Below are 21,980 nucleotides of genomic sequence, written 5' to 3'. Positions count from 1 at the left end.
CCCGTCTCCCCGCCCTCCCTCGCGGCGCCGTGCCCGAGCAGGCGTCTGGCCCGCTCCGTCGACGGCGCCGCAGCCCGGGCGGACGGCACCGGGCCCTCGCGGATCCGGGCGCCCCGCGAGGGAGAATCGGGCGCGCGTGGGGGAGCCCACCCCGCACGCGGAACGCCCGCCGTGCGGCAGCACGACGGGCGTCGGGGGATCGCCCGCGGCACGGAGTGTCCCTCTCCGCACCGCGGGCGGGTCTCAGGGCGAGCGGCGCGGGTCCTGCTCGGGGTCGGAGGAGGCCGCGACCGGGTCGCCGACGGCCACACCGCCCGCGGTGACCGACTCGCGTTCGGTCGCGTCCTGCGGGCGTTCGCCGTCGGCTTCGGCCCGGGCCGCGGCCACGGCGGCCGCGATCTCGCGGCTGTGGGCGGCCGAGCGGCGTCGAGCGGCGACGATGCGCCACGCGACGAGCAGGGCGAGCACGGCGAGGATGGCCACCGCGGTCCACGGCACCGCGGCCGTGGCGGCCGAGCCCCGTGACACCAGCGGATCCAGGGTCGAGTTCTCCGCGCCCGCGAGGGTGCGCGAGACCACCTGCGAGGTCGCCGTCACATCGGCCGACAGCAGCACGAGGGGCACGACCCCGGCGAGCTCGACGGTGCGTCGCAGCGAGCTGCCCGGGAGCAGTTCGGGGGCGTCGTCGGCCGCGGACACGCGGGCCCATCCGAACGGGCCCCCCAGGGCGACCTCCACGTCGGGGTCGAGGCGGGCGTTGCCGGTGTTGGTCAACGTGTAGCCGACCGTCGCCGTTCCCGTCTCCGCGGGGTTGGCGGTGCCGTGGTAGTCCACGACGACGTCGTCGACGGTCACGGCGGGGGCGAGGTCGCCCTGCACCCGCAGGTGCACACGGGACCCGAGGCGACGCTCGGTGACGGTGCCGGTGTCGGCGGTCACGAGCATGGATGCCACGATGCCGGCCGCGTAGTCACCGGGCGACGCGTCTGCGGGCACGGCGACGGTGAAGGGGACCTCGGCGCTCGCTCCGCTGTCGAGGGTGATGTCGGAGGTCTCGACCGAGATCCAGCTGCCGAGCTCCGTCGATTCCTCCCCGCCGGCCAGGATGTCCAGCGCTCCGTCTTCGGTGAGGAAGCCGTCGGCGGCGTAGACGCGGAGGGTGATCGGCTCCGGGCTGCGATTGGCGACGAAGAGGGCGTCGCCCACCGTCCCGCCCGGCAGGAGGTCGTATGCATAGTTCGGGCGGTCGCGCCCCTGCGCGGTGTCGGCGGGCTTGACGCTCCAGGTCACCGTCGTGTCGGGGGGTGCGACGGCGGCCGCGGAGGCGGCGAGGGGTGTTCCCAGCAGGAGCGCGAGGCCCGCGAGGAGGGAGAGGAGGGTGCGGAGGGAGCGGGATACGAGGGGGGAACGGAGGGGGAGGGTCGCCTGGGACATGGGCGCGGCTTTCGTTTCGGGGAGCGGACCGCCCGGGGGGCGGGGGCGAGGACGGCGACCCCGGCGGGTGGGGGATCAGCTGAGGGCGGTCAGCGTCACGGTCGCGGTGTAGGTGCCGCGGGGGGTCTCGAGCGGGAGCTTGAGATCCAGGTCGGCGCCCACGAGCGAACTGCCCCGCTCGTGGCCGTCGTTGGCCTGGGCGAGGGTGCGGGCCACCGACAGGCCGCGTCCCTCGTCGAAGCCGGAGGCGACGGGCGCGCCCGCGACGGCACCGCCCTGCGTCTCGAGGACCTCGGGCTTCCAGCCGAGGTACTTGCTCGACACCTCCTGGCCGCCGGCCGTGAAGTTCGACACCTGGGCCGTCAGCGACCAGCCCGGGTTGCCGGCGCGGGTGTCCTGGATGCGGATCGGCACGATCTCGCCGGAGGCGGCGTAGTGATCGAGGTTCTCCTGCGCGACGCCGAGGTCGACGAGCGCCGAGGAGCCTTCGATCGACCACGTCAGCTCGCCCGAGCCCTGGTCGGGGACGGTGACCGCGATCGACTGGTCGCCGGCGGGCGGGTCGGTCGGGGCCTCGCCCGTGTAGTCGCCCGTGGTCGAGCCGGCGCGCACACCGGCGCCGAACGCCGCGGCGGGGGTGTTCCCGTCGAGGGTGAGGGCGCCGTACACGGTCGTGGCGGCCACCCGCAGGTTGGCGGAGTTGCCGGTCAACGACAGAGCGCCGCCGATGGTGTTGGCGAAGGCGTCGGACCCGCCGTCGGCGGTGGCTCCGAGGAGCACGTCGCGCGAGCTGCCGCTCACGGTGACGTCGCCCTTCACGATCGCGCCCGTCATCGACACGCCCCAGCCGGAGCCGTCGACGGACACGTCGGCGCCCACCGAGGTGCGCACCAGGTCGACGTAATTCGCCTTCTGCGTGAGCAGGGAGCCCGCGATCGCGCTGTCGACGACCTCCACGTCGATCCCTCCGGCCTCGACCGAGCCGCCGACCCGGAGGTCGTTGACGTAGAGGAAGCCCACGGTGGTGTCGGCCGAATAGGCGCTGATGTCGCCCGCGACGCTCGCGCCGTCGAGCGAGACGCCGTACGCGTCGGTGGCGACGACGTCTCCCGTCACGGTGACCGAGGTGGCATCCAGCCACCCGCCCGGCTCGACGACGATGTCGCCCTCGACGGTCGCGCCGCCCAGGACGCAGTCCGCGCCGCCGGGCACGACGAGGGTGCCGGACACGGTCCGGCTGCCCAGGTCTTCGGTGCAGGTGAGGTCGGCCGCGTAGGCGGGCGCGGCGACGACGCTGCCCCCGACCACGAGGAGGCCGACGGTGGTGAGTGTGGTGATCCTGTTCATCTGTTCTTCCTCGTCGCTCAGCCGCGCAGGGCCGCGATGTTGTCGTAGCTGCGGTCGGCGTTGCCGAGCGAGTTGCCGGGGTTCACCGGCACCGTGGAGGCGTTGTCCTGCTCGAACATGCCGAAACGCTGACCGCGGTCGCGCAACTGCGACAGGAACGCCGTGTAGTCGATGTTCCCGGCGCCGAACTCGACGATGTCGTAGCCGTTCGGGCTGTTCGGGTTGAGCTTGCCGTCCTTGAGATGCAGGATCGGGAAGCGTCGGGGGTCGCGCTTGATGTAGTCGATCGGCTCGAAGCCCGGGTACAGGTGTTTTCCGACGTGCGCCCAGTAGACGTCCATCTCGAAGAAGACCGTCTCGGGGTTCAGGTTCTCCCAGTACAGGTCGTACACGCGCTCCTTGGTGTCGGTCGTGAAGCCCCACTCCTGGGCGTGGTTGTGCAGGTAGAGCTTGACGCCCCCGGCGCGACCCTTCTCGCCCATCTGGTTCCACGTGCCGATGGCCTGCATCCAGGGGTCCTTGGCGAGGGGACCGCCGTAGCCGCCGGCGATCGGTCCGCCCTGACCGAGGTGGGGCATGCCCAGGACGTGCGCGATCTCCAGCTGCTCGTCGATGTTGGCCGGGGTGAGGTTCACGTGCGCGCCGGTCGCGCGCAGCCCGTTGTCGTCGAGGAGCTGGCGGATCTGCTGCGGGGTGATCGCACCGACCGAGCCCTGCGTGTATCCGGCGAACTCGATCTCGGAGTAGCCGATGCGCGCGAGCTCCTCGAACACCGCGCGGAAGCCCAGCGAGCTCACCTTGTCGCGGACGGTGTAGAGCTGGATGCCGATGCGGTTGACCGGCACGAGGCGCTTGCCGGCGCTGACCGGGGGAGCGACCGCCGCGGCCCGGGAGCCGAAGGCGGTGGAGGCGGAGGCGGCGGGGGCTGCGACGGCGCCGATGCCGACGGCGACCGAGGATGCGGCCAGGGCCTTGAGCAGGGTGCGCCGGCTCATGGGGCGGTCCGGCACCGTGGGGTGCGCGTGGTCGTGGTGGTGACTCATGACTCTCCTTCGAGGTGGGTCCGCCCCGGTGGCCGGGGACGGCCGTGGGGTGGTGGGGGGGGGGGTGGGCCGACCCCCCCCCCCTCGGGGGGGGCCCCCGCCGGGGGCGGGGGGGGGGGGGGGGGGGGGGGGGGGCCCCCCCCCCCCCCCCCCCCACCGGGGTTACTTCTGTACCGACAGGCTCGCGGCGGCGCTGCTCTTGGCGACCCCCGCCGAGCCGGTGTAGGACGCCTGCACCTGGTAGGTGCCGACGGTGTCGAGCTTGGGCAGCGTCACCGCGACGGTGCCGTCCGCGCCGAGCGTCGCGGTGAGGGTGGCGACGACCGCGTTGTTGCGGCGGACCGTCACCGTGGCGTCACCGGTCGGGGCGATGCCCGTCGACGACGTCACCTGGACCGTGGCCGTGGCGGCCACGGCGGGCTTGACCGGTGTGGGCGAGACCGCGACCGATGTGGTCGAACGCGCCTGCGACACGGTGAGGCGTCCGACGCCGGCTGAGCCCGTGAAGGTCCCGTCCGCGCCGTAGGCGGCCCGCAGCGTGTGCGTTCCCACCGGCAGATCGGCGGGCAGGGCGACGACGGCGTTGCCGTCGGCATCCAGCGTCGCGCGACCCAGCTCGGTCGTGCCGACCGACAGCACGACCTCGCCCGTGGGGACTCCGCCCTCTCCGCGCACCGACACCGTCACGTCACCGGGGGCGCCGTATGTGACGCGCGGGGAGGCGAGGGTGACCAGGGTGCGCGAGTCGACCGTCGGCTCGTCGGGAGCCTCGAGATCGATCGTGAACGACACCGAGCCGAGCTCCGACACGTTGCCGCCGGTGTCGGTGGCGCGGTAGCGGAGATCGTACGTCCCGTTCTCCTCGAACGTCGCACCGTACTGCTGGTTCGCCGCGAGGGTGGTCCAGGTCGTCCCGGCGTCGCGCGAGTACTCGACGCTCGCGAGCGTGCCGTCGTCGGTGGCCTGGACGGCGAAGCGCACCGGCTCGTTGTAGACGCCACCGACACCGGTGGGGGCGGCGGGTTCCAGCGTGTGCGCGACCGTGGGGGCCGTCACGTCGCCCACGCCGTCGCCGACCATCGTCAGCGCGTCGACCGCGAGGTCGTCCGCCGAGGTGACGTACAGCGCTCCCGTGCCCTCGGGAGCGTCGAAGGCGATCTCCACGTCCTGCCACCCGGCACCGGCCGGGATGCTCGCCGTGGCGAAGGGCTCGGCGTCGGCCGCGCCCCAGCGCAGCTGCACCTCGCCCGCGCCGGAGGCGCGGACGACGGCACCGTCGATGCCCGCGAAGCTCACGGGATCGAAGGCCAGCGAGTCGCCCTCGCCGAGACCGCGCACGGCGTTGCCACCGGAGGCCTCGCCGTCGGCGTAGACCTCGACGCCCTCGCGACGGATCGCGTGCTCGGCCTGCTGCTGCTTCGGGTTCAGGCGCAGGGTGGCCTCACCCGTCGCCGGCGGGAGTCCGTTGGCGCCCGCGTCGGCGTACGTCACCACGACGGCGCCGTACAGCAGCGCGCCGGGCCCGTGCTCGGGCGAGTTCGGGTCGGTGCGGAAGACACCGGAGCATCCCGTGCCCGAGACCTCGGGGTGGGCGTGCTCGTCGTGACCGAGACCGTAGGTCCACGTCACGCGCGAGCATTCGGTGGCGTCGCCGTCCTCGGCATCCGAGGTGGTCACCCGGAACGGGATCGCCTGGCCCCAGTCGAAGAACGCTCCGTTCTCGGGGAAGGCCAGGGTCACCTCGGGTGCCTGGTTGCCCACGGAGATGGTGCGCGAGGTGACGCCGAAGCGCCCGCCCTCGTCGGACACGCGGAGACGGGCGGTGTAGTTCGCCAGCTCCGTGTAGGTGTACGAGGCGGTCACGCCCGTGGCGTCGAACGTGCCGTCGCCGTCGAAGTCCCACTCGTAGGTGAGGGCGTCGCCGTCGGGGTCGGTCGAGGTCGACGCGTCGAACTGCACGGTGAGCGGCGCCTGCGACGACGAGGTCGGGGTGGCGGTGAAGCGCGCCTGGGGCGACTTGTTGCCCGCGACGTAGTCGATGCGGTACAGCCCCGCGTCCGGGTTGGCGCGGAAGAAACCGTCGCCGTAGTCCAGCACGTACATCGAGCCGTCGGGCCCGATCTCCATGTCCATCGGATTGTCGTGCGGCGGCTGGGCGAGGGAGCTCAACGCGGCGTTCGGGAGGAAGTCCTCGATGGCCGTGACCTCGAAGGCATCCCAGTCGACGGTGAAGGCCGCGATGTAGTCCTGCGAGAACTCGCCCATGAAGGCCTTGCGGTCCCAGTGCTCGGGGAGCTTGGTGGCCGAGGGGTTCGACTCGTCGTAGTGGTAGACGGGGCCGCCCATCGGACCCTGGCCGTTGCCCGCGCCGAAGTCGACCAGCTCGTCCCACGGCTGGTCGCCGGGGTTGTCGCCGTACCAGAGCGTCGCCGGCTTGGCCGGGGGCAGCTGGGTCAGACCGGTGTTCCACCGCGAGTCGTTGACGAGGTTCTCGGGGTCGAAGAACGCACCCGGGGCCGCCGTGGCGAAGTCCCAGTCGTTGTACGCCTTGTTGTCGGCGTGCACGTACGGCCATCCGGCGTTGTGCGGCTCGTCGAGGCTGACGACGTTCCACTCCACCAGGCCCATGGGTCCGCGGCCCGCGGTCGCGGCGACGGCCTTCGTGGCATCCGGACCGTAATCGCCCCAGGAGAGGGAGTTCGTCTCGGGGTCGACCTCGATGCGGAAGGGATTGCGCACGCCCATCACGAAGATCTCCGGGCGGGTGAGCTCGGTTCCCGGGGCGAAGAGGTTGCCCTCGGGGATCGTGTACGAGCCGTCGTCCTCGACGTGGATGCGCAGGATCTTGCCGCGCAGGTCGTTGGTGTTGCCGGCGCCGCGACGCGAGTCGAAACCGGGGTTGAACCCGGGGGCGTCGTTGTTGGGCGCGAAGCCGTTGGCTCCGGGGGTGGATGCCGGGGTGTTGTCGCCCGTGCTCAGGTACAGGTTGCCGTCGCCGTCGAAGCCGATGTCGGCGCCCACGTGGCAGCACTGCCCGCGCTGGACCTCGACGTCGAGGATCACCTGCTCGCTGTCGAGATCGAGGGCGTCACCGCTCCACTGGAAGCGGGCGAGGCGATTGACCCCGACCCACTGGTCCCAGTACGACTCGTCGGCGCCCGGCGGCAGGGTGTTGGGCGAGTTGCCCGCGGGGGTGTCGGCGACGCCGTCGCCGTCGGCATCCCGGGGGGAGTAGACGAGATAGACCCAGTTGTTCTCCGCGAAATCGGGGTCGAGGGCGACCGTCTGCAGGCCGTCCTCGGAGTTGGCGTAGATGTCGAGGGTGTTGGTCACGCGGGTGACGCCGGTCGCCGGGTCGGTGAGGCGGACGTCGCCGTTGCGCGCCGTGTGCAGCACGCGCTTGTCGGGGAGCACGGCGAGGTCGATCGGCTCGCCGACGTCCTTGGTCAGGAGGACGCGTTCGTAGTTGCTCCAGTCGAGGGCGCCTTCGCCCTCGCCGGTGTCGCCCGGGTCGGGGGTGCCCGGGTCGGTGGGGTCTCCGTGATCGCCGCCGGGATCGGTCGTCCCGTGGTCGTGGCCCTCGTGCGCGAAGGCCGGGAGGGGGGTGGCAGCGACGGCGGTGAGCCCGAGGGCGGCGGCGGCGAGCGCCGCCGTCAACCGGGACCGGACAGCCGGATGCCGAGAAGTAGAGTTCATCGTGAAACAGCTCCTGTGAATGCGTTCGAGTTGTTTTCACCGGGTCGCCACACAGTCGGTCTCAACGGCTGGTCGTGGCGGCCCGGGCTCTTCGTGCGCGGCGGTCGGCCACGCGCCTGTCTGCTCCTCCACTCTTCGTCGAGTTCGGATGGGTCGCCGATCACCGCCGGTCAGGGCGGTCGGGGGGCGAGCCTCGGGGGGATGAGTTGTCCGCCTTCTGCGGCGGACGTCGCTCGTGGTCATCCTGGCCCATGTTTTTCCATAGGTCAATCAAAAGATGCGCAGACAAAGTCCAACAAAGGAATGCCTCTCGCTGACCTTGTGGCGCGTGCTCGTCGCGCACTAGCATCGCCGGACAGCGCGTGATGCGCGTTCCCCCCACCGTCGGCGACGAGGCCGACACGGCCGAGGAGGCCCCATGCTCCATGGACTGACCGGATGGCACCTGCTGATCGTGCTGGCGGTGATCCTCCTGCTCTTCGGCGCCGCGAAGCTGCCGGCGCTGGCCCAGAGCCTGGGCCAGTCGGCCCGCGTGTTCCGCGGCGAGATCAAGGCGATGAAGGACGACGGGGCGCCCGAGGGCGTCGATCCGTCCGGTGGCATCGCCCGGGCCGGAGGCGCGTCGGCCGGTCCGTTCGCGGCCGATCCGCCGTCACCGCGCTGACGGCGCCGCCGGTGCCGGTCCCCGACCCGCCGATCGAGCGGGGTGCTGAGCAGTGATCTTCGGGCTGACGATGGAGAAGCTGCTGCTCATCGGGCTGCTCGCCGTGCTGATCATCGGTCCCGAGCGCCTGCCGGCAGCTGCCGAGGCGATGCGCCGAACCGTCACGCAGATGCGGCGGATGGCGCACACGGCCCAGGAGCGCGTCCGCGAGGAGATGGGCCCCGAGGTCGCCGACGTGGACTGGCAGCGCCTCGACCCGCGCCGCTATGACCCGCGCCGGATCGTCCGCGAGGCCCTGCTCGCCGACCCCGACCCGGTGCCGATCGCGCATCCGGTCGGCACCGAGCCGTCGACGTCGGCGCCCCCGCGCGCCAATGCACCGCCCGGTTCGGCGCCGCCCTGACGCATCCCTCCCGCCGGCATCCCGCCCGCCGGCATCCGTCTTGCCGGCATCCCGTCCCCCGGCATTCCGCCCGCCGGCATCCGTCCCGCAGCATCCCGTCCGCCTCGGTCGCCCGCCGCGCCGTCCGTCGTCACCCGCCCGCGGCATCCGCCCGCCGGAGCGTCCGCCGGGGCCGACCGCGCAGGCGGGGTCGCCGTGCGGGCCGTGTGCGGGTTCAGCCCGCCTGCGCCGTCGCGCTGTCCGCGACGGCGAGCAGTGCACGCACGACCCGCCGCACCGAGGCGTAGGCGAGGGCGTCGGGCCGGGTGAGGATGTCGACGTGCCGGACCAGGTCGAGGTCGGCGAGCGGTCGCAGGACGAGGCCGTCGACAGCGAGAGGTGTCGCCGTCGTGCGGGGCAGGACGGCCACCGCCGCCCCCGCGCGCACGACCTCGGCCGTCACCGAGAACTCGTTGATGCGGTGCGCGACGTGCAGCGGGCGCCCGACATGGGCTGCGAGGTGATCCAGCACGCCCGCGAGGGGGAAGCCCGCGTGCACCGACACCCATCGCTCGTCGACGAGATCGCCCGCGCGGACCTGCGCGCTCGTGGCCAAGGGGTGGCCGGCCGGAAGGGCGATGTCGAGCGGCTCGGCCAGCAGGGGGGTCGTCACGACGCGATCCGCGGGCCAGGCCGTGTCGTGGGCGAGCCGGTGCGCGATCACCACGTCGTGCTCGGCCGTGAGGCCCGGGAAGTCGCGGTGCGCGACGTCGGCATCCGCGAGGTGCAGGGGCGGCGTGCCGTCGAGTTCGCGCAGAAGCGGACCGAACAGGGCGAGGCCGGCGCTGTGGAACGCCGAGACCCGCACGGGCCTTTCGTCGTCGTCGAGGAAGGCCCCCACGGCTTCGCGGGCGGCGGTCAGGGCCGCGTCGACGCGCATCCCCGCTCCCGCGAGCGCCTCGCCCGCGGGGGTCAGGGCGAGGACGCGGCCGCGACGGGTCGTCAGCGGCACCGGCGCATGCGCCTGCAGGGTGGCCAGCTGCTGCGAGATCGCCGAGGGCGACACGTGCAGGGCGGCGGCGACCGCGGCGACACTGCCGCGATCGCGCAGCTCCCGCAGGACGCGGAGGTGAGCGACATCCATAAGGCAGAACTTACGGCACGGTGAAGAAGGAGTCCGTTGTTCTTCCGTGTTTCGCGCGTCAGTCTTGCCCCATGACCCGCCGCTCGCCCGAGATCCTCGTCGACGTCCTGCTCGTCGCCGTCGCCGCGGTGTGGGGCGCGAGCTTCCTCGTCGCGAAGGGGGTGACCGTCGAGGTCGGGGTGGCTCCCGCCGTCGCCCTGCGCTTCCTCATCGCCGCGGCGGCCCTCGCGGTGGTGTGCGCGGTGCGACGGGAGCGGATGCCACGCGGCCGGGGTCTGGCGGTCGCCGCGCTCCTGGGGTGCTCGCAGGCCGCCGTGATCGGCCTCGAGACGGCCGGGGTGCATCTCACCTCCGCGACCAATGCCGGTCTGCTCATCAGCCTCACGCTCGTCTTCACCCCCGTGCTCGAGAGCATCGCCGCCCGATCGTGGCTTCCGCGGTCGTCCTTCGTCGCGGCGGCGGCCGCCGTCGTCGGCGTGGCTCTCCTGGTGTCGGGGGAGGGATTGCGCGCCCCCTCCGTCGGTGACGCGCTTGTCATCGTGGCGGCCGTGGTGCGCGCGGTCCACGTCACCGCGAGCGCCCGTCTCACGAGAGGGCGCCGCGACGGCACGCTCGCCGTGGTGCTGGTGCAGCTCGCGGTGTGCGCGGTGACCTCGTCCGTCGTGGCGGGAGCCGAGCTGCCGGCGGCCGTCGCCGCTGTGTCCCCCCGCGGCTGGGCCGGCCTGCTCTTCCTCGGGGTGATGTGCTCCGTGTTCGCTTTCGTGGTGCAGCTGTGGGCGGTGCGCCGCACCTCGGCGACCCGGGCGAGCATCCTGATGGGAACCGAGCCCGTGTGGGCGCTGGCGGTCGGCGTGGTGCTCGGTGGGGAGGCGATCGGGGCGGTGGGACTCGTGGGAGCGGCCCTCCTCGTCGCGGCCTCCTACGCGGGGCAGGCGGCGGAGCGACGCCACCGTCGCGCGCTCGAGGCGCGCCTCACGGGGGAGGTGGCGCCGAGACCGCTCGGGCCGGCGCCGGAACGCGCCGGCGGACGCGCGCGCAGACCGTCGCGATGAGACCCGCGGCCACCAGCGCGACGGCGAGCGCGACGGAGGCGAGCTCCCCGCCGGTCGCGGGCAGGGATCCGCCGCCCGGCCCGCCGTGTTCCGGGGGGAGGCCGCAAGAGCCGACGCAGGTCGCGGGGGCCGGAGTGATCTCGACGGTGATGCCCAGGCCGTCCCGCCCTCCCTCGGCGGCGAGGAGGAACGGCGTCACGAGACCTCCACGGCCTCTCGCCGGCCTTCTTCGCGCGCGCGGGTGACGAGCAGGTCGACCCGCTGGCGGGAGCGACGGCGGCCGGAGACGACGGCGACCACCAGAAGTGCCAGACCGATCGCGGCCGCCAGGTGCAGCCACGGCACCGCCCACACGGTGACGCTCTGCAGCGCCGGGGCGGCCATCGACGTCGAACCGGGCACCGCGGCCGCGACCGCGACCTCGCGCACGAGCAGGAACGTCGGCCACGCCTCGACGGATGCCGAGGCGACCTCGCGCGTCTCGCCCGGCAGCAGCGTGCCGCGGTCGGCGGGCGCGCCCTCGACCGTGTCGGTCACGGCGAGCGCGGTGTTCCCGGCGTTGACCGCCGTGTAGTGCACCTCGAGGGAGCCCGGGCTGAACAGGCTCCACGAGGGGGTGTACTCGGCTCGCACGTCGGAGACGGCGAGCGCGGGGGCGAGCTCGCCGGAGACCCGGGTCGAGACGCGGAAGCCGACACGGCTGTCGACGCCGATGCGGGTCCCGTCCGCGTCGGCGGAGGTCGAGCGGACGGAGGCGCTCACCCCCGCCGCATGGTCGCCCGGGGTGGCGTTGTCGGGCACGACGATCTCGAACGCGACGACGCGCGTCTCGTCCGGGGCGACGGTGATGCTCGGTTCGACGGAGATCCACGTTCCGGCGTCGGTCGACGCGCGGTCGGAGGGGAGCATCGTGAACCGGCCCGTCTCGGTGTAGTACCCGTCGGCGGCGGTGAGGGTGAACGTCGCCTCGCGCTCGCTGAAGTTGCGCACCGCCAGATGCTCGGTGATCGACTCGCCGGCGTCCAGTTCGTGCTCCACCACACGCCGACCGTCGGGCCCCTCGGCGCCGGCCGGTGTGACCGACCAGGTCACGGGGGCGTCGGCGGGCGGAGGGGCCGTCGCCGCCAGAGCGGGTGCTGCGGGGACGACGGCCGCAGCGGCGGCGACGGCCAGCCCGATGAGCGTCGCGGGGGCCCGACGCGCGAGCGCCGCGATCCGCGAGGTGCTCACCCCTCGAGCAGGGTCAGCGTGATGGTCGCCGCGTACGAGCCGGGTGCGACCGAGGCGGGAGTGCGCAGCAGCAGGTCGGCGGTGGCGGAGTAGCTTCCGCCGGCCGCGTCCACCGCGCTGTCGACGTTGGCCAGGAGCTCGGCGTCGACGAAGCCGCCCTCGCCGGGGTCGACGGGGTCGCCCGCCGCCACCACCTGCTCGTCGTCATTGCCCGCGACGATGGCGGGGTACCAGCCGAAGGCGTCGGCGGAGACGATGTCGGGCTGTGCCGCGTCGCCGGTGAAGTCGCTGATCGCGCCCATGACGTACCAGAACGAGGCCGGATCCACGTTCTCGGGGAGGCGGGTGTCGGTGACCGTCACCGTCGGAAGGGTGCCGCCGAAGGTGCGGTCGGTCCCGACCGCGTCGCCCTCGGTCAGTTCCGCCGATCCGCTCGCGACGGTGAGGGCGAGGACGCCGGGCTCGGCGTCGGGGGCGATGTCGACGCTGACCTCGACGGTGTCCTCGTCGGCGGCGAAGGCGGTGCCGGTGCCGACGGTGGCGAGGATGCCGACACCGAGAGCGGCGATGCCGATGCGGGCGGACAGTCCGCGACGGGGGCTGGGGATCATGATGGGGCTCCGTTCTGCCACCGCTCGAGGCGGTGCGTCCGTCGGCTGGCGACGGGGTGGTCGGGAACGGCCGGTGGAGGTCGGCCGGTGAACGGGAGGTCGCTCGCGGGGCGACGCACGGCGGCTCAGAGAGCCTCGTGGCGGCGCTGTCACGAGTCGAATCTGCGGGTTCGATGTGACAGTAGTGCGCTCTTACGCCGCGGTCAAGCAAAAGTTGACCGAGTGTCGAACGCCTCTCGTTCGGCCCGAATCTTGCCATGACCGGGCATTTCGCGACGATATGGCTGACGCGCCTCGACTGAGGGGCGGAGGCGACAAAAGGGTTTGCGCGATTCCCAACATGGATTAGTCAGGTTTTGTAGACGTTTTGGTAAAAGGCACCTACGATGACCACCGTCGAGGGTGCGAAGACGATCCGTGAGGACGATGCCGACCCGCGACATCGATCCGAAGGAGCAATGATGCCCGTACCCGCTGTCTTGTCCGGTCCCCGCCGGCGCAGCACCCGCGTCGCGAGGACCCTCGCGGCCGGTCTCCTGGGCGGAGCGCTCGTGGCGACAGGAGCCATCCTGCCCGCCGGCGCCGCCGTCGCCCCCGCCGTCAACACCCCGGCCGACCTGCCCAAGCAGGAACCGGGAGTGACGCTGCGCACGTTCACCACCCCACCGCTCACCGAGCTGTGCACCCTGAAGTCCGGACAGACCCCCAACGTCGACAAGCTGATGTCGACGATCGATTGGAGCAGCGACGAGCAGTTCGGCGCCGCCGACAACTTCATCACCCACGCGCTCGCCAACCTCACCGTCAGCCAGCCGGGTGAGTACGCGTTCCGCCTCACCAGTGACGACGGCTCGCGCCTCACCCTCGACGGCACGCAGATCATCGACAACGACGGGCTGCACGGCGCCGAGTCGGTCGAGGGTACGGCCACGCTCGACGTGGGCGTGCACGACCTCTTCGTCGAGATGTTCGAGGCCACCAACGGTCAGCAGCTGACCGTCGAGTGGAAGACGCCCGGCTCCTCGAGCTTCGAGGTCATCCCCTCCAGCGTGCTGAGCACCGAGGCGGGGGTCGTCCGCGTGACCGCGCCGGGTACCAAGTACTGCGAGGGCAGCAGCGACTCCGCCGGCGACGGCCTTCGACTGGATGCCGTCAACCCCAACTACACGCTCGTCGACCTGCGCCCCGCGGGCTTCAACCCGAAGGTGTCGGGGCTGGCGTTCCTCGGTAACGGCGACCTCGCGGTGCTCACCACCGGCTCGGTCAACTCCGGGGGCTGGGACACCTCGGTCCCGGGCAAGGTGTACGTGCTCAAGGGCGCGCAACAGGCCGACGGGCCCGAGGACGTCACCGTCGTCGAGGCCGCCGGCGGGCTGCAGAACCCCATGGGGATCGACGTCATCGACGACAAGATCTACGTCTCCGAGCGTTACCAGCTCACCGAGCTCAGCGACACGAACGCCGACGGCACGTACGAGACCAAGCGCAAGGTCGCCGAGTACCCCTCGGGCAACAACTTCCACGAGTTCGCCTTCGGCCTGATCCACGACGAGCAGAACTTCTACGTCAACCTCTCCGTCGCGATCGACAACGGCGGCGCGACCACGAACCCGCAGCCGGCGAAGAACCGCGGCACCTCGGTGAAGATCGACCGCGCCTCGGGCGCCGTCAGCTACATCGCCGGTGGACTGCGCACGCCCAACGGCATCGCCTTCGGCCCGGAGAACGAGCTGTTCGCCATGGACAACCAGGGCGCCTGGCTCCCGGCGAACAAGCTGGTCAACGTCAAGCAGGACCGATTCTTCAACCACTACACCAACCCCGCGGGTCCCTTCGACGCCAACCCCGTCACTCCGCCGGTGGTCTGGATCCCGCAGAACGAGATCGGCAACTCGCCCAGCACGCCCATCATGATCGAGGACGGCCCCTTCGCCGGTCAGATGATGTTCGGCGACGTCACCTACGGCGGCCTGCAGCGCGCCTACCTCGAGAAGGTCGACGGCGAGTTCCAGGGTGCGGTCTTCCGTCACTCCGCGGGCTTCGAGGTCGGCGTGAACCGCGTGATCGAGGGCCCCGACAAGTCGCTGTACATCGGCGGCACCGGCGAGGGCGGCAACTGGGGCGAGGCCGGCAAGCTGACCTACGGCCTGCAGAAGCTCGTTCCCACCGCCACCCAGGACACCTTCGACATGCTGTCGATGAAGGTCGTCGAGGGCGGCTTCGAGATCGAGTACACCCAGCCCCTCTCCGAGGAGACGGTCGCGAACCTCGCGTCCGCCTACCGCGCCGAGCAGTGGCGCTACCTGCCCACCTCCACCTACGGCGGTCCGAAGATCGACGAGGAGATCCTTTCGCTCACCGGCGCCACGGCCTCGGCCGACCGCAAGACGGTCACGCTGGCCTTCGACGGACTCAAGCAGGGTCGCGTCGTGCACGTGCGCTCGCCGCAGCCCTTCGCCGCCGAGAGCGGCGAGAAACTGTGGAGCACCGAGGCCTGGTACACCCTGAACGCGCTCCCCGGCTACGTCTCGCCGGCCGACCGCGGCTGGTACGAAGCGGAGGATGCACGCCTCATCGGCGGTGCCAAGTTCGACGCCGAGCACAGCGGCTACTCCGGCGCCGGCTTCGCGGGCGGCATGTGGCAGGCCGGTTCCGCGTTCGAGTTCACGGTGACCGCCGAGACCGCGGGGACCGTCCCCGTCAACGTGCGCTACTCCAACGGTCCGAACCCGGCCCCCGGCACGAAGGACGTCAACCTCTACGTCAACGGCCAGAACCTCGGTAAGTGGGACTTCCCCTCCACCGGTGACTGGAAGACGTGGAAAACGATCACGCGGGACATGCCCCTCGTCGCCGGCGCGAACACCATCGCTCTGAAATACGACACCGGCAACAAGGGCAACATCAACGTCGACGTGCTGTCCCTCGGCGCGACCGACATCTGCACGCCCGCGCCGGTCGAGGACGGGTACCGCTCGCTCTTCGACGGGACGCTGGCCAGCCTCGAGTCCGGGTGGCGCATGGCGGGTCCGGGCGGCTTCGGTCGTCAGGACGACTGCAGCATCCGCGGCGAGGGCGGCATGGGCCTGCTCTGGTACAAGGCCGAGGAGTTGGGCGAGTACAGCCTGAAGCTGGACTGGAAGCTCATCGCCGATCACAACGGCGGCGTGTTCGTGGGCTTCCCCGACCCGAAGAACGACCCGTGGGTCGCGGTCAACCAGGGGTACGAGATCCAGGTCGACGCCTCCGACGCCGCCGACCGCACCACCGGAGCGATCTACACCTTCCAGGGTGCGGATGCCGAGGCGGTCACGGCCGCGCTCAAGCCGGTGGGTCAGTGGAACGCGTACGAGATCGTCGTGAAGGGGCAGAGCATCAAGATCTTCCTCAACGGCACGCAGGTGAACGACTTCACCAGCACCGATCCCGCCCGCGACCTCTCGCAGGGCTTCGTCGGCCTGCAGAACCACGGCGGCGGCGAAGCGGTGTCGTACCGCAACGTCCGCGTCATGGACATCGACGAGCCCGCGCCCCTCGCGGTCACGGCGACGTCCGAGGTGCGCTGCCTGGCGAAGAAGGCCTCCCTGCTCGTCCGCGCCACCAACACCGACACCGTGCCGGTCGACGTGACGCTCAAGACGACGTGGGGTGAGCGCGTGATCACGGGCGTCAAGCCCGGAGCCACCGTGTTCCACACCTTCACCACCCGCGCCGCCTCCGTCCCCGCGGGCGAGGCGACCGTGACCGCGACCGGCGACGGTCGCACCGGTCAGGCCACGACCGCCTACGCGGCCAAGAGCTGCGGCTGATCCACCTCGCGCCCCCGGTGGCGGACCCCGCGTCCGCCACCGGGGGCGCTCTCCCTTTCCGTGAAAGACCCCCCATGCTCTTCTCCCTCGGTCGCCGCATGAGTCGGCACCGCTTGCTCGTCGTCGCCGCCTGGGCGTTCCTGGTCGTCGTCGGCGCCGCCCTCGCCGGCGACGCCTTCGACCGCACCGTCCCGGTCGCCGACGCCCCCGCCGGTTCCGAATCGCTCCTCACGCAAGAGCGCCTCGACGCGCTCGACCCGGAGGGCGAGATCGTCACCGCGGTCCTGCGCGGCGAGGACTTCTTCTCCCCGTCGCTGCGCGACAGCGCCACCACCGTGCTGCAGCAGATGCGCGACCTCCCGGGCGTCGTGGAGGTCACCGACGCCTACACCTCGGGCGGCGCGATCGGAGACGACGGGCGCTCCTCCCTCGTCGTGGTCGAGCTCGACCGCGGTCTCCACGGCGACGCCGCCGTCGCCGTGGCATCCGAGGTCTCCGCGCGCCTGCACACGATCGCCGCGCCCGAGGTGCTCGTCGGCGGAGAGCTGCTCGCCGAGCAGGCCTTCGTCGACCGCGCCACCATCGACGCCGCCCTCGGGGAGGGGGTCGCGATCCTCGTGCTCGTCGTGCTGGTGACGCTCGTGCTGGGCTCGCTGCGCATCGCCCTGCTGCCCGTCGTCGCGGCGCTCGCCGCCATCGCCCCCACCCTCGCCGTGCTGGGGCTGCTCGCCCGTGTCGTCGACGTGAACGAGTTCGCGGTCAACGTGGTCACGATCCTCGGGCTGGGGCTCGCGGTGGACTACAGCCTGCTCGTCGTCCTGCGCCTGCGCGAGGAGCGGGCCGCCGCCCCCGACGCCGCCGTCGACGACCTCGTGGCGCGCGCCCTGGCCGGTGCCGGACGGGCCGTGTCGGTGTCGGGAGCGGCCGTGGGCATCGCCCTCCTCGGCATCCTGGTCCTGGGCGATCCGCTCCTGTCGGGAATGGCGTTGGGCGGGGCAGTGGTGGTCGTCTTCGCCACCCTGGCCGGTGTCACCCTCGTTCCCGCCCTCCTCTCGCTGACGCACCGTGCCCTCCCCGCCCGTGATCAGCCGACCTGGGCGCGCCCGTGGGTCGGACGGCGCAGTGCGGGCCGCGCGGGCGTGCTCGAGCGCTCGACGCGCCTCGCGCAGCGCCGCCCCGCGCTGATCGCCGTGTCGGCCACGGCGGTGCTGCTGGCCCTGGCCGCACCCGTGGCATCCCTCGCCCTCGACGATTCCGACATCCGGTCGTTGCCGGCCGCCGCCGAGGAGCGACGCTCCTACGAGGCCGTGACGACCGGGTTCACGGGAATCGGGGTCGAACCGGTGACCGTCGTGATAGACGGGCAGGTCGGGGATCCCGCCGTCACCGGCGTGCTCGACCGCATCGCCGCCCTGCCCGAGGTGGCCGATGCCGACCTCGTGCAGAACCTCCCCGCCGACGTCACCGCGGTCGACTTCCGGCCCGTCGGAGACACCGCGACGGGGCCCGCGGCGCAGCGCCTCGTCGAGGCCGCCCGCGGGATGGATGGACCCGTGACGGTGCACGTGACCGGCCCGGCGGCATCCCTCATCGACTCCCGCGATCACCTGGCGCAGCGCCTGCCGTGGGCGGTCGCCGTCGTCGCCGTTGCCGGGTTCGCGCTCCTGGGCGGCCTGACGCGCTCGGCTGTCGTGCCGCTGAAGGCGCTCGTGCTGGCCGCGCTCACCGTCACCGCGACGCTGGGCGTGCTCACGGCCGTGTTCGGCTGGGGGTGGGGCGCGCCGCTGCTGGGGTTCGAGGCCACCGGCACGCTCGACGTCACGACCCCGTTGCTCATCGGCCTGCTCGCGTTCGGGCTGACCATGGACTACGAGGTCTTCCTCCTCGCCCGGATCACCGAGCGCTGGCGCGCGCGCGACCGCGGAGCCGACCCGCGCGCGGCCAACGCCGAGGCCGTGCGCTTCGGCATCGCCCGCACCGGTCCGGTGGTGACGCTCGCGGCGGCGGCGATCTGCGTCGTGTTCCTGGGCTTCGCGTTGGGCGGACTGGTGGCGATGAAGGAGATCGGCGTCGGCATGGTCGTCGCGGTGGTCCTCGACGTCACCATCGTGCGGGGTCTCCTGCTCCCCGCCGTGATGACGCTGCTCGGCCGCGCGAACTGGTGGCCGGGCGAGCGCCCGCGGCGCGCGCTCCCGACGCGACGGGCCGCGCCGCAGCCCGATCGCGAGGCGGTGGACGCCTCGCCGGGCGGACGCCGCGCCGTGGTGCGGTCGTAGGCTGGGGGCATGCACGGCGAGTACAAGGTCCCGGGGGGCAAGCTGGTCGTCGTCGACCTCGAGGAGCGCGAGGGCCGCATCCACGGCTTCCACCTCGCCGGCGACTTCTTCCTCGAGCCCGACGACGCCCTCGACGACATCGACGCGGCCGTCGACGGCCTGCCGGTGGAGTCCGACGTCCCCACGATCGCCGCCGCCATCCGCGCGGCGCTTCCCGAGGGGGCGCAGCTGCTCGGCTTCACCCCCGAGTCGGTGGCGACCGCGATCCGCCGCGCACTCGTCACGGCGCCCGGGTGGGCCGACTTCGAGTGGGAGGTCGTCCACGACCGTCCCGTCTCGCCGCGCATGAACCTCGCCCTCGACGAGGTGCTGACCACCCGAGTCGGCGCGGGGCTGCGCAAGCCGACCCTGCGGTTGTGGGAGTGGAACGAGAGCGCCGTCGTGATCGGGTCGTTCCAGTCGCTGCGCAACGAGGTCGACCCCGAGGGCGCCGAGAAGCACGGCTTCGACGTCGTCCGTCGCATCTCCGGCGGCGGGGCCATGCTCATGGCCGCGAACTCGATCGTGACGTATTCGCTGTACGTGCCGGCCTCTCTCGTGGCGGGGATGACGTTCGCCGACTCGTACGCGTTCCTCGACGACTGGGTGCTGCAGGCGTTGCGCTCGCTCGGCATCGACGCGGTGTATCAGCCGCTCAACGACATCGCCGGTCCCCACGGCAAGATCGGCGGGGCCGCGCAGAAGCGCCTCGCCAACGGCGGCGTGCTGCACCACGCCACGCTCAGCTACGACATGGACGGTCAGGTGCTCACCGAGGTGCTGCGCATCGGCCGCGAGAAGCTCAGCGACAAGGGCACCGTCTCGGCCGCCAAGCGCGTCGACCCGCTGCGCAGCCAGACGGGCCTGCCGCGCGATCAGGTGATCGACCGCTTCATCCAGACCTTCACGACGCTGTACGGGGCCACCACGGGCCACATCACCGACGAGGAGTACGCCGAGGCCGAGGCGCTCGTCGCCTCGAAGTTCGCCACCGACGCGTGGCTGCAGCGCGTCCCGTGAGCATCGAGACCCCCGCCCCCGTCGTCCCCGGCGACATCGCCCCCGGCACCGTCGAGATCCATCACGCGGACAACCTCACGGTCACCCCCGCGTATCCCGACGGCTCGTTCGCGCTCGTGTACCTCGACCCGCCGTTCAACACCGGCCGCACGCGGTCCAAGGCCGTGGAGTCGGCGACGTGGACGCCACCCGCCGAGGAGGCCGAGGATGCCGCGTCGCTCGAGGTGGCGGCATCCGTCACCGCCACCGAGTCCGCCGCCGCCGTCGCCCGCGATCCGAACATGCTGGAGTTCCCGGAGGAGGAGGCCCCGCCCGCGCCCGTCGTGCAGCGCGGGTTCCACGGGCGCGAGTACGCGCGCCTGCGCGGCGACCTGCGCACCTACGACGATCGATTCGACGACTACTGGGGCTTCCTCGAGCCGCGGCTGACCGAGGCCTGGCGGCTGCTCGCCGACGACGGCACGCTCTACCTGCACCTCGACTACCGCGAGGTGCACTACGCGAAGGTCATGTGCGACGCGCTGTTCGGGCGCGACCGCTTCCTCAACGAGCTCATCTGGGCCTACGACTACGGCGCGAAGACCAAGCGCCGCTGGCCCACGAAGCACGAGACGATCCTCGTGTACGTGAAGAACCCGGCGTCGTACTTCTTCGATTCCGACGCCGTCGATCGAGAGCCCTACATGGCCCCCGGTCTGGTCACCGCCGAGAAGGCCGCGCGCGGCAAGCTCCCCACCGACGTGTGGTGGCACACGATCGTGCCGACCACGGGTCGCGAGAAGACCGGCTACCCGACGCAGAAGCCCGAGGGCGTGCTGCGGCGCATGGTGCAGGCCTCGAGCCGCCCGGGGGACCGCGTTCTCGACATGTTCGCCGGCAGCGGCACCCTCGGCGCCGTCGCCGCGCCGCTCGGGCGGCACTCGGTGCTCATCGACGACAACGCCGACGCGGTCGCCGTCATGCACAAGCGGCTGGAGCCGTTCGCGGGCTGACGCGCCCGGCCCGCGCGCCGAGGTTCGCGATGTGCGCATCCTCCGCTCCGAACGGCCTCGTTCGGGTGAGGTTGTGCGCATCGCGGAGGTTGTGAGCAGGTGCGCCGCGGTCGGCCACGACGGGTTCGGTCCGGTTGGCCCGCGATGCGAGCGCCCGCGCCTAGGGTGAGGCCATGGAATTCGGCATCTTCGTCCCGCAGGGCTGGCGTTTCGACCTCGTGGGGATCGACCCCTCCGAGCACTGGCGGGTGATGAACGCGCTCGCGCAGAGCGCCGACGAGGGTCCGTGGGCGTCGCTCTGGGTCTACGACCACTTCCACACCACCCCGGTGCCCAGCGCCGAGGCCACGCACGAGGCGTGGAGCCTGATGGCCGCGTTCGCCGCCGTCACCGACCGCGTTCGCCTCGGGCAGATGTGCACGTGCATGGGCTACCGCAACCCGGCATACCTCGCCAAGGTCGCCGCGACCGTCGACGCGATCTCGGGCGGTCGCGCCGAGATGGGCATCGGCGGCGGCTGGTACGAGCACGAGTGGAAGGCGTACGGCTACGGCTTCCCGCCGATCGCCGAGCGGCTCGGGCGCCTCCGCGAGGGAGTCGAGATCATGCATCAGGCGTGGACCACGGGCGAGGCCACCCTGTCGGGGAAGTACTACGAGGTCGACGGCGCGATCGTGCAGCCGCAGCCGCTGCAGCCCGGCGGCATCCCGCTGTGGATCGCCGGCGGCGGCGAGAAGGTCACGCTGAAGATCGCCGCGAAGTACGCCTCGTACACGAACTTCGGCGGCTCGCTCGAGGAGTTCGACCACAAGTCCGAGGTGCTGCGCGGGCACTGCGAGGCCCTCGGCCGCGATGCCGGCGAGATCACCCGCTCGACCAACTTCAACACGATCATCGCGTCCACCGAGGCCGAGGCCGAGGAGCGCCTGGCCGCCGTCGTGGCGCGCCTGCGTCCGCACGTGGGCGACGAGCGGGCGGATGCCATCGACGCGGACTACCGCTCGTCCGACGGCTTCGGCACCCCCGAGCAGATCGTCGAGCGTCTACGTGAGCGCGCCGCGCACGGCCTCGGCTACGCGATCCACTACTTCCCCGAGGCCGCGTACGACACCTCCGGCATCTCGCTGTTCGAGCGCGAGGTCATCCCGCACCTCTGACGCGGGACGCCATCCGCCCCGTCATCCCATCCATAAACGCGTTCCGCGCGCATAAACGCCAGCAGAGCGTGTTTATGCGCGCGG

15 protein-coding genes are annotated in these 21,980 nt (G+C 72.2%); 8 read left to right on the top strand and 7 right to left on the bottom strand.

All coding sequences use genetic code 11. From position 1 onward, the window contains the following. Window positions 1-243: 243 nt before the first annotated feature. The 4 genes from ACK4LS_RS12550 to ACK4LS_RS12535 all read right to left on the bottom strand — a co-directional run bounded on the left by ACK4LS_RS12550 (window position 244) and on the right by ACK4LS_RS12535 (window position 7,520). Entirely contained in the window at window positions 244-1,434 is a 1,191-nt protein-coding gene (locus tag ACK4LS_RS12550) for a DUF916 domain-containing protein (protein ID WP_409717671.1), read from the bottom strand. Window positions 1,435-1,509: 75 nt separating this feature from the next. Further along, a complete protein-coding gene (locus ACK4LS_RS12545) occupies window positions 1,510-2,781 on the bottom strand; it encodes a hypothetical protein (RefSeq protein WP_409717668.1) in 1,272 nt (423 codons plus the stop codon). A gap of 17 nt (window positions 2,782-2,798) precedes the next feature. Further along, window positions 2,799-3,824: a sugar phosphate isomerase/epimerase family protein gene (locus ACK4LS_RS12540; RefSeq protein WP_409717665.1), complete on the bottom strand. Its 1,026-nt coding sequence runs from the start codon at window positions 3,822-3,824 to the stop codon at window positions 2,799-2,801. Window positions 3,825-3,986: 162 nt separating this feature from the next. Beyond that, window positions 3,987-7,520 carry a PQQ-dependent sugar dehydrogenase gene (locus ACK4LS_RS12535; RefSeq protein ID WP_409717662.1) on the bottom strand — a complete coding sequence of 1,178 codons (3,534 nt, stop codon included), beginning with the start codon at window positions 7,518-7,520 and terminating at the stop codon, window positions 3,987-3,989. A gap of 418 nt (window positions 7,521-7,938) precedes the next feature. Between ACK4LS_RS12535 and tatA the strand changes: the two genes are divergently transcribed. Together tatA and ACK4LS_RS12525 are read left to right on the top strand one after the other, a co-directional pair. Then, a complete protein-coding gene (gene tatA, locus ACK4LS_RS12530) occupies window positions 7,939-8,184 on the top strand; it encodes a twin-arginine translocase TatA/TatE family subunit (protein WP_409717659.1) in 246 nt (81 codons plus the stop codon). A gap of 52 nt (window positions 8,185-8,236) precedes the next feature. After that, window positions 8,237-8,587, top strand: coding sequence for a twin-arginine translocase TatA/TatE family subunit (locus ACK4LS_RS12525; RefSeq protein WP_409717656.1), 351 nt, complete (start codon window positions 8,237-8,239; stop codon window positions 8,585-8,587). Window positions 8,588-8,801: 214 nt separating this feature from the next. Here ACK4LS_RS12525 and ACK4LS_RS12520 read toward each other — a convergent pair whose 3' ends face one another. Next, a complete protein-coding gene (locus tag ACK4LS_RS12520) occupies window positions 8,802-9,710 on the bottom strand; it encodes a LysR family transcriptional regulator (RefSeq protein WP_409717653.1) in 909 nt (302 codons plus the stop codon). A gap of 71 nt (window positions 9,711-9,781) precedes the next feature. On the opposite strand from ACK4LS_RS12520, the gene ACK4LS_RS12515 reads away from it, so the two are divergent. Continuing rightward, the gene (locus ACK4LS_RS12515) at window positions 9,782-10,762 is read left to right on the top strand and encodes a DMT family transporter (protein WP_409717650.1); all 981 of its coding nucleotides are present in this window, start codon (window positions 9,782-9,784) and stop codon (window positions 10,760-10,762) included. A gap of 195 nt (window positions 10,763-10,957) precedes the next feature. Here the strand turns inward: ACK4LS_RS12515 and ACK4LS_RS12510 are convergent, their stop codons facing one another. Together ACK4LS_RS12510 and ACK4LS_RS12505 are read right to left on the bottom strand one after the other, a co-directional pair. Continuing rightward, complete coding sequence (locus tag ACK4LS_RS12510; RefSeq protein ID WP_409717648.1) at window positions 10,958-11,992, bottom strand: hypothetical protein; 1,035 nt, start codon at window positions 11,990-11,992, stop codon at window positions 10,958-10,960. Next, the gene (locus tag ACK4LS_RS12505; RefSeq protein ID WP_409717645.1) at window positions 11,989-12,603 is read right to left on the bottom strand and encodes a hypothetical protein; all 615 of its coding nucleotides are present in this window, start codon (window positions 12,601-12,603) and stop codon (window positions 11,989-11,991) included. Before ACK4LS_RS12505 ends, ACK4LS_RS12510 begins: the two co-directional genes overlap by 4 nt. Window positions 12,604-13,064: 461 nt before the next feature. On the opposite strand from ACK4LS_RS12505, the gene ACK4LS_RS12500 reads away from it, so the two are divergent. From ACK4LS_RS12500 to ACK4LS_RS12480, 5 genes are all read left to right on the top strand, one after another. Beyond that, window positions 13,065-16,412 (top strand): family 16 glycoside hydrolase, encoded by a 3,348-nt coding sequence (locus tag ACK4LS_RS12500; RefSeq protein WP_409717642.1) that lies wholly within the window; start codon window positions 13,065-13,067, stop codon window positions 16,410-16,412. A gap of 74 nt (window positions 16,413-16,486) precedes the next feature. Next, window positions 16,487-18,688 carry an MMPL family transporter gene (locus ACK4LS_RS12495; RefSeq protein WP_409717639.1) on the top strand — a complete coding sequence of 734 codons (2,202 nt, stop codon included), beginning with the start codon at window positions 16,487-16,489 and terminating at the stop codon, window positions 18,686-18,688. A 9-nt stretch (window positions 18,689-18,697) separates the two neighbouring features. After that, window positions 18,698-19,747 (top strand): biotin/lipoate A/B protein ligase family protein, encoded by a 1,050-nt coding sequence (locus ACK4LS_RS12490; RefSeq protein WP_409717636.1) that lies wholly within the window; start codon window positions 18,698-18,700, stop codon window positions 19,745-19,747. Further along, window positions 19,744-20,739, top strand: a complete 996-nt coding sequence (locus ACK4LS_RS12485; RefSeq protein ID WP_409717633.1) for a DNA-methyltransferase — start codon at window positions 19,744-19,746, stop codon at window positions 20,737-20,739. Before ACK4LS_RS12490 ends, ACK4LS_RS12485 begins: the two co-directional genes overlap by 4 nt. Window positions 20,740-20,912: 173 nt before the next feature. Next, complete coding sequence (locus tag ACK4LS_RS12480) at window positions 20,913-21,896, top strand: LLM class F420-dependent oxidoreductase (RefSeq protein WP_409717630.1); 984 nt, start codon at window positions 20,913-20,915, stop codon at window positions 21,894-21,896. Window positions 21,897-21,980: the final 84 nt, after the last annotated feature.

This window comes from Microbacterium sp., from assembly GCF_046295495.1.
In the GTDB taxonomy this organism is placed as follows: domain Bacteria; phylum Actinomycetota; class Actinomycetes; order Actinomycetales; family Microbacteriaceae; genus Microbacterium.
Note: the sequence above shows the minus strand (reverse complement) of the source record. Positions and strands in the feature narration are given on the sequence as shown.

Coding starts and splice junctions, on each gene's coding strand:
- ACK4LS_RS12515 (WP_409717650.1), top strand. CDS start 9,782: ATGACCCGCCGCTCGCCCGAGATCCTCGTCGACGTCCTGCTCGTCGCC.
- ACK4LS_RS12540 (WP_409717665.1), bottom strand. CDS start 3,824: ATGAGTCACCACCACGACCACGCGCACCCCACGGTGCCGGACCGCCCC.
- ACK4LS_RS12480 (WP_409717630.1), top strand. CDS start 20,913: ATGGAATTCGGCATCTTCGTCCCGCAGGGCTGGCGTTTCGACCTCGTG.
- ACK4LS_RS12545 (WP_409717668.1), bottom strand. CDS start 2,781: ATGAACAGGATCACCACACTCACCACCGTCGGCCTCCTCGTGGTCGGG.
- ACK4LS_RS12495 (WP_409717639.1), top strand. CDS start 16,487: ATGCTCTTCTCCCTCGGTCGCCGCATGAGTCGGCACCGCTTGCTCGTC.
- ACK4LS_RS12535 (WP_409717662.1), bottom strand. CDS start 7,520: ATGAACTCTACTTCTCGGCATCCGGCTGTCCGGTCCCGGTTGACGGCG.
- ACK4LS_RS12550 (WP_409717671.1), bottom strand. CDS start 1,434: ATGTCCCAGGCGACCCTCCCCCTCCGTTCCCCCCTCGTATCCCGCTCC.
- ACK4LS_RS12490 (WP_409717636.1), top strand. CDS start 18,698: ATGCACGGCGAGTACAAGGTCCCGGGGGGCAAGCTGGTCGTCGTCGAC.
- ACK4LS_RS12500 (WP_409717642.1), top strand. CDS start 13,065: ATGCCCGTACCCGCTGTCTTGTCCGGTCCCCGCCGGCGCAGCACCCGC.
- ACK4LS_RS12505 (WP_409717645.1), bottom strand. CDS start 12,603: ATGATCCCCAGCCCCCGTCGCGGACTGTCCGCCCGCATCGGCATCGCC.
- ACK4LS_RS12520 (WP_409717653.1), bottom strand. CDS start 9,710: ATGGATGTCGCTCACCTCCGCGTCCTGCGGGAGCTGCGCGATCGCGGC.
- tatA (WP_409717659.1), top strand. CDS start 7,939: ATGCTCCATGGACTGACCGGATGGCACCTGCTGATCGTGCTGGCGGTG.